This is a genomic window from Streptomyces sp. NPDC002265 (assembly GCF_040296125.1).
GTDB lineage: Bacteria > Actinomycetota > Actinomycetes > Streptomycetales > Streptomycetaceae > Streptomyces.
Genome location: NZ_JBEOWS010000186.1, coordinates 1 through 9,777, shown reverse-complemented (window position 1 = coordinate 9,777; position 9,777 = coordinate 1). Strand labels below are relative to the sequence as shown.

Below are 9,777 nucleotides of genomic sequence, written 5' to 3'. Positions count from 1 at the left end.
TCCTACATTCTGCAGCAGCACATTCCGGGTGCGCAGCTGATCATCTACCCCGACTCCGGGCACGGTGCGCTGTTCCAGTACCCCGAGCTGTTCGTGAGCCACGTGTCCCGGTTCCTGGACAGCGAGCGCGCCTTCGACTGACCGGCGCGGCGGCGAGCCGCAGCCGGACGATCCAGCCGGCAAGGACGACTGGTCACCCTGGGCCGGCCTGGCGCCCTGCCGAAGCCGACTTTGAACGGTGGGACGGCGACCTATGCCAACGTCTTCGACGGGGTGGACCTGCAGCTGACGTACGGCAAAGGGCAGGGGTGACGCGACAACCTGTGAGGCCGGCAGAGGCGGCGCGCTGCGGGCCGCCCTGCGCGACAACGGACTGTTCACCTCCGTCCCCCGACTGAGCGGGCAGCTTTGGCTCAGTCAGTGAAAGTCCCCCTGAGGGGACTTGTCTCCTTCGGAGCCGGTTCGTGGGGCAGGCTACGGGCAGTCCGGTGATGGCGCTGATCACGTCTGCGGTCCAGGCGGCGGCGGTCCGGGGTTCCCGGTGTCCGAGGAGGACCGATTCCAGGAGTGCGTGCAGCTGCGCGGAGACGCGTGCGTACGGTGGCGGGGCGCACGACGGCCTGCTGCAGCATGGTGCCGGTGGTGCGCAGGAACGGTGAGTGCTGGGCGGCCTGTTCGAGTGCGGTGCGCCGCCAACTGCCAGGTGTTCTGGGACATGCGGGTCAGTGCGTCGACGGAGGTGAGTGCGCGCAGCAGGCGCATGCCGAGATCGGGGGAGGCTGCCTGCCGGAAGATGCCGTAGACCATGCCGCCGGCGAGGGTGGCGGTATGGCCGCGGGGGCCGGCGGGCGTGGCGATGAACCCGAACTGGTCGAGCAGCTGCTTGGTGGTCAGTGATGCCGCGGCTGCCAGGGCCGGGGCGTCGTAGCTGCCTCCTATGGCCATGCCGGCCCGGCCTCGGGCGAGCTGGCGTACTCCTCGGGCCCCAACCGCTTCCAGGGGCCGATCACCAAGACCGGCAACAGCCACGCCCGCCGTCTGCGCGTCGAGGCGTCGTGGCACCACTACAAGCCCTGTCGCGACCCGGGCGTGACCCTGCGCCGCCGGATGGAACTCGGCCTCCCTGCCGGTGCGGCAGCGGGCCGACCTCGGCAACCGACGGCTCCACCAACGGTGAGAGTCCTTCTTCGTCTGGCCGGTCTCCCGTTCGCCGCGGTGTCTCATCGAGTGATCGCCTCGGTCCCAGTCGATGCCGAGCACCCTGCAGCTGCAACCTCGATCGCGCCGACGTGAAGCAGATGCTGCCGTCCAGGCCGCCTGAAGCGGCAGCCCCTGTTCGACGAGGTCAGGGGCTTGTGCCATGAGTGCAGGTACGCGGCCTTCGCTCGCGCGCTTTGCCGCTGTCCAACGGCGGGCGCGGACAGGTTCAGGGGGTGGGTTGGGTGACCAGAGGGTCCCATGTCATGAATCCGTCACCGTTCTGTCCCGACAGGGGCTGCGGGAGCCGGATTGTTTGACAGGCCTTGGATCACCGTCGCATCATCATTCCACTAATCAATTAGCTAAAGGGTGTTGAGAGGTTCGTGGAGTTCCGCATCGACAGGCGGAGCGGGATGCCCGCCTACCAGCAGATCGTCCAGCAGACCAAACAGGCGCTGCGGCTGGGCATTCTGATGCCGGGCGACCGCCTGCCCACCGCCAAGGAGGTCGCTGAGACCTGCGCGGTCAACCCCAACACCACGCTGAAGGCCTATCGGGAGCTGGAACGTGAAGGTCTGGCCGAACCACGGCCCGGCCTGGGCACCTTCGTCCGCCGTTCACTGGCCCGCCCCCAGGCGGGTGCCGACTCCCCATTGCGCGGGGAGCTGGAGGCGTGGATGACGCGGGCACGCGAGGCGGGCCTGGAGCCGGAGGACGTGGCCGCGCTGGTCGCGTCGGTCCTGGAGGAGCGGTACGCCCACACCACGGCGGCCGTCAGCACAACGGAAAGTCCGGAAACGAGGAGTACCAGTGAGTAACGCCGTAGACGTCGGGGGCCCGCTGAGGGAGCCGGCGATAGAGGCCAACCGGGTGGGCATGAAGTACCGGCGGGGCTGGGCCCTGCAGGACTGCTCGTTCCGGCTGCCGGCCGGCCGGATCTGCGGCCTGGTGGGCCCCAACGGCGCGGGGAAGACCACGCTGATGGCGATTGCCGCCAATCTGCTGCAGCCGACGGACGGCACCCTCAAGGTGTTCGGCGCAGCACCGGAATCCGCGGAGGCCGGACGGCGTACCGCGTTCCTCGCCCAGGAGAAACCGCTGTTCCGCCGCTTCACCGTGGCCGAGACACTGCGCATGGGCCGCGAACTCAATCCCGGCTGGGACCAGCGGGCCGCCGAGAGCATCGTCCGCGCGGGCAATGTGCCCATGGAAGCGAAGATCGGCACCCTCTCCGGCGGGCAGCGCACCCGGGTCGCCTTCGCCCTCGCCTTCGGCAAGCGCCCCGACCTGCTGCTGCTCGACGAGCCGATGTCCGACCTCGACCCACTGGTACGCCACGAACTCATGAGCATGTTGATGGCCGAGGCCGCCGAACACGGCACCACCGTGCTGATGTCCTCCCACATGCTCAGCGAGCTGGAGAACGTCTGCGACTTCCTCCTCGTCATCTCCGCGGGCGGACTGCGCATGGCCGGTGATGTGGACGAACTCCGCAGCGCCCACCTGTTGTTGCACGGCGCGCGGAGCGACGAGAGCAACAGCCGGTGGCAGGGCCATGCCCAGGACGTCCCGGCGGAACTCGCCGGCCACACCCTCGTCGAATACCGCACCAGCGGACGCCAGGTCACCGCCCTCATCCGTCCCGACGGCCCGGTGACCGGCCGGTGGCAGGCCGACACGCCGAACCTGGAGGAACTCCTGCTCTCCTACCTGCGCTGCCCCGACGCGCCACCGCTGATCACCCCCGAAGCCCGCGTCCCGGGCCAGACCCACAACTCCAACGGCTCGCGGACGGTGGCTGCATGAGCAACCTGACCAAGACCCCCGCCACCAGGTCCAACGGGTCCGCCGCGTCCCCCACGGCCACCCGCGGCCCCCGGCTCAGCGGCCTGAACTGGCTCATCTGGCGCCAGCACCGAGCCGGCTTCTGGACCCTCTTCGCCATCACCGCGCTCTGCGTGGCGTGGCTCGTCTATCAGCGCGCCGACCTGATAAACCAGATCACCGCCCAGGGCTGGCCCGACTCGGCGTCCGACACGTGGCTCAAGGGCGCACACCCCCAACGGTTCCAGCTCGTGGGCTTTGCCCTCGGCTTCATCCCCATCGTGCTCGGCGTGTTCCTCGGCGCCCCTCTGCTCGCCGGCGACCTGGAAAACGGCACCGCCAAACTCGTCGCCTTGCAGTCCGTCACCCCCATCCGCTGGCTGGCCACCAAGCTTGCAATCAGCGCCCTGGTGGTCATCGTGTGTACGGCGGCGCTCTCCGTCGCGTTCGGCCGGTGGTGGGGGCCGGTCAAGCACGTGCCCACAGTTCTGGAGTGGAGCGATGGCGCCGCGTTCGACAACACCGGCCCCGTTCCCGTCGCCCTCGCGCTCTTCACCGTCGTGGGCGGCGTGGCAATCGGCATGCTCCTGCGCCGCAGCCTGATCTCCATGGTCGTCACCTTCGGCTTCGCCGTCGTCGTCCAGCTGGTCTGGAGCTACCTCCGGCTGAACCTCGGCCACGTCCTCACGATCACCACCCACAAGGGAATCGGCCACGACACGTTCCCGCAGATGCCTGAAGGCACCCTGGTGATCGACCAGTCGTACATCTCGGGATCCGGGCAGACCTACGGCTGGGGCACCTGCGTCGCACACGGGATGCCGGAGAAGGTCTGTACTCAGAAGTTCGACCTCGTGGGCTGGTCGGTGGACTACCTGCCGATGTCGCAGATGAGCAGCATGCAGTGGTTCGGCGCCTCGATCCTGTTCGCCCTGACCGCAGCCGTCACCGTGTTCATCTTCGTCCGCGGCCGCAAGCGCATCGTCTGACACCTGACACCCACGAGCCGGTCCCTCGACGCTCGGGTCAGCCCTTCTTCTGCGCGCACGGTAGACCGGTGGCCGCCACTACGCCCCAGACAGCCGCCTGGGGCGTACTGGCGGCCACGGCCTGGCGGGTCTGCCCGAGCGGGACGATCCATCCGATCCTGGTACGCCTGGAGGCGGCAGGATGGCTGGAGTCACGGTGGCAAGCGGTCGATCCCAGCGAGAGCAGGGCCAACCACAGCGCCGGTACTACCGGCTGAGTTCTGACAGCGCGGAATAGGCCCGTGACGCGCTGGCTCTTGCCACGGCCGACCGCTGCGCGCTGCGGCCCGGGATCGAGGGAGGCCCGCGCCCGTGAACCGCAACCGCCGTACCCGCAGGTTTGTCCGCGCCCTCGAAAGCGCCCGCGCCCGGGACTGTAAGGCATTCGGCTCTTCCAAGATTTTCGTAGCCCTTGGTCGGTCTGGTCGGGTGCCAGCTGAGCAGGATGCGCTGGCGAAGGAGAGCGTGTCCGGCGCGGCCGTAGGTCTGACGCTTGATGAGTTTGATCTTGTTGTTGACGCCTTCGGTGCGGCCGTTGTGATGGGGCAGGGTCAAGGAGACGTCGACGGCAGCACGGTCGCGTTCGAAACCGTTGGCGAAAGAGTGCAGGAAGGGCAGGTCGGCAGTCCGGGCCTGGGCGATCCATTCGGTCAGAATTCTGGCGTTGCCCGCGGACGGGGTCAGCAGAGTGGCGAAGTCTCTGACCTACGCGGCCAGGACGCTCATCTGCGGGCACGCGCCGGCGAGCTGGTCACGCAGGACGAGCTGGTCCTTGCGCAGGCGGTCGGGATGAGTGACGAGAAGCCGGGTGACGCGGCGCGGGGACAGGGTGGCGTGGTCGGCTTCGACGCGGCCCTGGCTGATGTAGCGGACCAGGAGGTTGGCGCTGCCGCTGTAGCCCATCTCCTTTATCTCGTGCAGGAGATGGGTGACGGGGACGGCCGGGTCCTTGGCCCGGCGTCGGCGTAGGCGGGGGACGAGCGGCACGTCGACATGGAAATCCGCAGCGCCGTGCAGGCCGCGGTGGCGGCGAACCGGTCCCAGGGAGAGTAGCGCCCCGCTGGGCCAGGGGCGGTGTCGCAAGCTGTTCAGCGCAAACAGGAACAGGGCGACTGCGGGCATCCAGCGGACTGATGGTCTCTGCGGCAGATATCTCAGGGTATGACGTGCGCGCTGTCGGGGCGCCGGTGTACGGACATGCGGGATCGGCGCTCCGAGTACGGAGCGCCGATCTTGTGCGGTTGACGCGGCAACGTCTGTCCGCTGGGTTCCTGATCGCGTGGGTGGAGCCCGCAACTCTCAGGAGTAGCCGGAGGAATTCCGACGCAGAGAGCTTCTCGCGATGCCGAAAATGTTCGATGAATGTGCGGGCCTGACGCTGTCTCTGTGTCGGCAGCCACCTCTGCTGAGCGCGTATCGCCAGGCCAGGGCGTCGGTCGTTTTCGTGGTGGTGTGCAGTGGACGCCTGGCGGCGACAATCGCTGGCCCGGTCTGACTGGGATGGTGACGCATTTATCTCCCGGACGGGCCTGGTCCTGTAAGTGCTCTGCGATGCCTACTCCCAGGTCACAGCTGCGATTGCCCTCGACGGCGATTGATGCCGGTGTTCCGGGCTGTGGACACCGGCGCATCAACGATTGCGGAGGGCTCGCCCGGCGCGAGGCGGCGATGCCACGATGCAGGTGCTCATCTTGGTGTCGGCAAACACCAGTTGGGCGACATCCCCGGAGCCCGCAACACGCCGACGCGCCCTGAGCGCGCGCGTCGAACTCAGGAGGCAGGACATGCCCCGCACATCTCGTTCGGTGGGGTGCGTTGTCGACGACGCACCCCACAACAGGCTTTCGGCACCCGATGCTGTGGTGATCGTTGTCATCACCGTCTTGGCCTGCGTGATGTCAGGCAGTGGCCTGGACGCATCGTCGGTCTTGGCGGTGCTGGGCGGTGCCGGTCTGGTCGCGACGGCCACACTGCTGGCCCTGCGGGGCACGGGGCAGCGGCTGGGACCGCTGATCGCGCGGGTGGCGCACGCGATCCCGGCGCCGTAGGTGCACGGCCGTGGGGCGCAGGGAGAAACCGATCGCCACGTCCAACAGGGCGCTGGAGAAGTTGGCCCGCTGGCTGCGCGCCCAGCGCGCGGCCGGAGGATGGTCCTATGCCCAGCTGGCGGACCGGGCAGGATGCCACGCCACAACGCTTCAGCGTGCGGCATCAGGAAACGGCGTGCCCAGCGCGCGTGCCGTTCGGGCGTACGCGCGGGCCTGCGGTGCCTCGGCCGATATGGCGATGGAACTGTGGAGGAAGGCGCGCAGAGGCGAGCATTACGGTTCTGGCGGTCGCGTCCCGCCAAGCGGTGTAGCGGCGATCACGTCGAAGATGCAGCTCACGCGCCCAATCGGCCTGCACGGCATCTCTGCGACCTGACAGCTCATCAGGCGAGCCGTCTTGCCGGAGATGGCCGGAGCGGAACCCGCGGCTCTGGCCTCGGAGAAGGGCGCGCCAAGGCCGGCAGCGCCGCGCCATAGACGTCATCGACTGACAAAGCGTCAGATCGTCCGGTCGACTATTGCCCGCATCTGGCCACACCCTGCACTTTCGCGGCGATCGCTGCTACACCACTTGGCGGGACACCATCGTTCTGGCGACGTTCGCCCGGCGCCGAGTCCGATGTACGTCGACACGGTCGGCAAGTTCAAGGCCGGCTTGCAGGAGCTTTACGCGAGGGCTGGCCGGCCTGCGGTGCGCGACATGGAGCTGCGGGCGGGGGAGTGGGGAAGGCTGCCGCACAGCACCGCTCACCGCATCGTGCAGGGCCGGACGGTGCCGCGCGACGAGCATCAACTCATCGGCTTCCTGGTCGCTTGCGGGGTCACTGAAACAGAGCACCGCTTGTGGGGTGATGCGTGGAGACGCGTCCTCGGGCATACTCCGCGCGCGGTGATCTTGCCCGCGCAGCGGACACCAGCGCCCGCTGCGCCTCCGGCCCGGGCGCCGGGACTGCGCTTGAGCGTGCTGGGACCGGTGCGCGCTTGGCGCGGGGAGGAGCCACTGCCCACGGGTTCCCCCCAGCAACGGGCTCTGCTGGCCGCGCTACTGCTGCGTGAGGGCCGTACGGCAACGGCGGCCGAGCTGATCGACGCGCTGTGGGGCGAGGAGCCGCCGTCCCAGGCACTGGCGGCGGTACGGACCTACGCCTCGCGTCTGCGCAAGGTCCTGGACCCGGGTGTCCTGGTGAGCGAGTCGGGCGGATACGCGATCCGTTCGCTGGGCGAAGGCGTGCTGGACCTGGCGGTGGCGCAGGAACTGGCAGCCGCGGCAGAAAAAGCGAGGACGGCGGGGGACCTGCGTCACGCCCGGGAAGCGTTGGGCCGCGCGCTGGCGCTGTGGGACGGCGAGGCCCTGGCGGGAGTGCCCGGCCCCTATGTGGAGGCGCAGCGGGTCCGGCTGGAGGAATGGCGGCTGCAACTCCTCGAGTCCCGCCTGGACATGGACCTGGAGCAGGGCTGCCACGCGGAGACGGTTTCGGAGCTCACGGCCCTGACCGCGGCGCACCCTTTGCGTGAGCGCCTGCGTGAACAATTGATGCTGGCGCTCTACCGCAGCGGGCGCCAGGCGGAGGCGCTGGCGGTGTATGCCGATACGCGGCGCCTGCTGGCGGACGAGCTGGGGGTGGACCCGGGTCCGGGACTGGTGGAGCTCCAGGGGCGGATCCTGCAGGCGGACCCAGGCCTGGCGGATCCGTCCCCGGGAACACCTGAGCCCCACACAGCGGTCGTACGTCCCGCCCAGCTCCCCGCAACGGTATCCGACTTCACCGGGCGTACGTCCGTCGTGGCGCAGCTCGGCAACGCCCTCGCCTCGGCCGAGGGCCGGGTGATGGCGGTTTGTCTGCTCGCCGGCATCGGCGGCGTGGGCAAGACGACGCTCGCGGTGCATACAGCACACGCGGTCCGTGCCCACTTTCCCGACGGCCAGCTGTACGCCGACCTCCAGGGAACCGAGGACCAGGCGGCGCAGCCCAAGACGGTACTGGGCGCGTTCCTGCGTGCCTTGGGTACCCCGGCCCCGGCGATCCCGGACACCCTGCACGAACGGGCGGCGCTGTACCGGTCGGTGCTCGACGGCCGCCGCGTGCTGGTAGTGCTGGACAACGCCAGGGACGCAGCACAAGTTCGCCCGCTGCTGCCCGGGACGCAGGGCTGCGCGGCCCTGGTGACGAGCCGGGTACAGATGGTGGACCTCGCAGGGGCGCACCTGGCGGACCTGGACGTGATGTCACCGCGGGAAGCCCTGCAGCTCTTCACGCGCATCGTGGGAGAGCAACGAGTGGCGGCGGAGCAGGCGGCGGCCCTCGACGTGGTCGAGGCATGCGGCTTCCTGCCCATGGCGATCCGCATCGCTGCATCCCGCCTCGCCGCCAGGCGTACCTGGACCGTGGCGGTCCTGGCCGCCAAACTCGCCGACGAACGAAATCGGCTGGATGAGCTCCGGGCCGGAGACCTGGCCGTCAGGGCGACGCTCGACCTGAGCTATCGCCAACTCGAGCCAGAACAAGCCCGCACTTTCCGCATGCTCGGCGCGCACGTCAGCCCGTTCATCTCGCTGGATTCAGCATGCAGCATGCTCGACTGCGACACCGATGCAGCGGAGGACCTCCTTGAAGATCTCGTGGACGCCGGACTGCTCACCCCGCTGGATCCTGGACGCTATCGGCTGCACGACCTTGCCTGGCTCTACGCCAGGACAGCACCCCTAAAGGACCCCGGGCCTTGACCTCGAATCGTGGACACGGATTATGCGGCTGGGGCCTGCGTACTGGCTGGACCGGTGCTTGCGCCCTGGAGCGTCTCGCGTGTGAACGGTGCGTTGAAGGACCCGGCGAGTGCGCTGTCCGCGTCGGATCCGATCGCGCTCACGGACTGCCGGACGCCGGCCTGGCGACAGGTTCCGGCGAAGACCCGGCCGTCGCCTGATGACACTGCCGCACGACCCCCTGCCGTGCCCGCATCGCCTCCTCCAGCACGGCTGTCAGACAGCTGGAGACGATCACCATCGAGGCCGAACTCCACGCCCTGGACCGCACCCTGATCGTCCCCTTCATCGGCGATCCGATCCCCGGCGACATCACCTACTACAACGCTCGCAGGCGCGACAGTTCCCTCAACTACCTCTCACCGGTGGAGTTCGAACAGCAGCATCTGCGAGCAGATAAGCTATCGATCGCGGCATGAGCCCCTGTGTCCACACTCCGGGGGACACCTCAGCGAGGGCTGCCTCCAGGGTTCTGGACAGTGTCGTCTTTCCGATCCCGCCCACCCCGTGGAAGACCAGCACGTTACTGCGAGGCGCCTCGAGGTCCTCGGCTACTCCACGCGGGGGCAGGCATGAGCGGTAGCGAGGCGTCCGGGGTCGAGGTGCAAGCGCGACGGCGAGGTCGATAGCTCCACCAAATCCCTCGCTGGCTCTACCGCCGAAGGCTCCCGCGCCCAGGGCAGGATCACACAGGGCGGCAGGAACCATGGGTTGTACCGGTGGGGGTTGTCCGGCAGTTCAGGCGGGGAGAGAGGAGGTTCCGCTCCTCCCTGCGGCTCACGGTTCGTAGGGGGTAAAAGCTGTTACAGGTTTTTTAGTCACTTATAGTCACCTCTAATCGCATATCTCGATATTTTCGTCTTGTGAAGCTGTCGGAGTGGGCGCGTCAGCAGGGCGTGAGTTATCAGACCGC

At 68.5% G+C, this 9,777-nt stretch carries 6 protein-coding genes and 2 pseudogenes; 6 read left to right on the top strand and 2 right to left on the bottom strand.

The window, feature by feature from the left end; all coding sequences use genetic code 11:
- Nucleotides 1–501: 501 nt before the first annotated feature.
- Entirely contained in the window at nucleotides 502–945 is a 444-nt protein-coding gene (locus ABT085_RS27975; RefSeq protein WP_351613616.1) for a type 2 periplasmic-binding domain-containing protein, read from the bottom strand.
- A 668-nt stretch (nucleotides 946–1,613) separates the two neighbouring features.
- Between ABT085_RS27975 and ABT085_RS27970 the strand changes: the two genes are divergently transcribed.
- The 3 genes from ABT085_RS27970 to ABT085_RS27960 are packed head-to-tail and all read left to right on the top strand — an operon-like array spanning nucleotide 1,614 to nucleotide 4,013.
- Complete coding sequence (locus ABT085_RS27970) at nucleotides 1,614–2,018, top strand: GntR family transcriptional regulator (protein WP_351613640.1); 405 nt, start codon at nucleotides 1,614–1,616, stop codon at nucleotides 2,016–2,018.
- A gap of 58 nt (nucleotides 2,019–2,076) precedes the next feature.
- Nucleotides 2,077–3,006 carry an ABC transporter ATP-binding protein gene (locus ABT085_RS27965; RefSeq protein ID WP_351613637.1) on the top strand — a complete coding sequence of 310 codons (930 nt, stop codon included), beginning with the start codon at nucleotides 2,077–2,079 and terminating at the stop codon, nucleotides 3,004–3,006.
- Nucleotides 3,003–4,013 (top strand): ABC-2 membrane transporter-related protein, encoded by a 1,011-nt coding sequence (locus tag ABT085_RS27960; RefSeq protein ID WP_351613608.1) that lies wholly within the window; start codon nucleotides 3,003–3,005, stop codon nucleotides 4,011–4,013. The genes ABT085_RS27965 and ABT085_RS27960 overlap by 4 nt, the downstream gene beginning before the upstream one ends.
- A 474-nt stretch (nucleotides 4,014–4,487) precedes the next feature.
- Here the strand turns inward: ABT085_RS27960 and ABT085_RS46765 are convergent.
- Nucleotides 4,488–4,799: pseudogene (locus ABT085_RS46765) on the bottom strand (transposase); the annotation flags it as partial.
- 1,037 nt (nucleotides 4,800–5,836) lie between these two features.
- Between ABT085_RS46765 and ABT085_RS27950 the strand changes: the two are divergent.
- The 3 genes and pseudogenes from ABT085_RS27950 to ABT085_RS27940 form a co-directional block, all read left to right on the top strand.
- Nucleotides 5,837–6,100 carry a hypothetical protein gene (locus ABT085_RS27950; protein ID WP_351613605.1) on the top strand — a complete coding sequence of 88 codons (264 nt, stop codon included), beginning with the start codon at nucleotides 5,837–5,839 and terminating at the stop codon, nucleotides 6,098–6,100.
- Nucleotides 6,101–6,110: 10 nt separating this feature from the next.
- Nucleotides 6,111–6,476 carry a helix-turn-helix domain-containing protein gene (locus tag ABT085_RS27945; protein WP_351613602.1) on the top strand — a complete coding sequence of 122 codons (366 nt, stop codon included), beginning with the start codon at nucleotides 6,111–6,113 and terminating at the stop codon, nucleotides 6,474–6,476.
- Between the two features lie 519 nt (nucleotides 6,477–6,995).
- A pseudogene (locus ABT085_RS27940) lies at nucleotides 6,996–8,822 on the top strand (AfsR/SARP family transcriptional regulator); the annotation flags it as partial.
- Nucleotides 8,823–9,777: the final 955 nt, after the last annotated feature.

Coding starts and splice junctions, on each gene's coding strand:
- ABT085_RS27960 (WP_351613608.1), top strand. CDS start 3,003: ATGAGCAACCTGACCAAGACCCCCGCCACCAGGTCCAACGGGTCCGCC.
- ABT085_RS27975 (WP_351613616.1), bottom strand. CDS start 945: ATGGCCATAGGAGGCAGCTACGACGCCCCGGCCCTGGCAGCCGCGGCA.
- ABT085_RS27970 (WP_351613640.1), top strand. CDS start 1,614: ATGCCCGCCTACCAGCAGATCGTCCAGCAGACCAAACAGGCGCTGCGG.
- ABT085_RS27965 (WP_351613637.1), top strand. CDS start 2,077: ATGAAGTACCGGCGGGGCTGGGCCCTGCAGGACTGCTCGTTCCGGCTG.
- ABT085_RS27950 (WP_351613605.1), top strand. CDS start 5,837: ATGCCCCGCACATCTCGTTCGGTGGGGTGCGTTGTCGACGACGCACCC.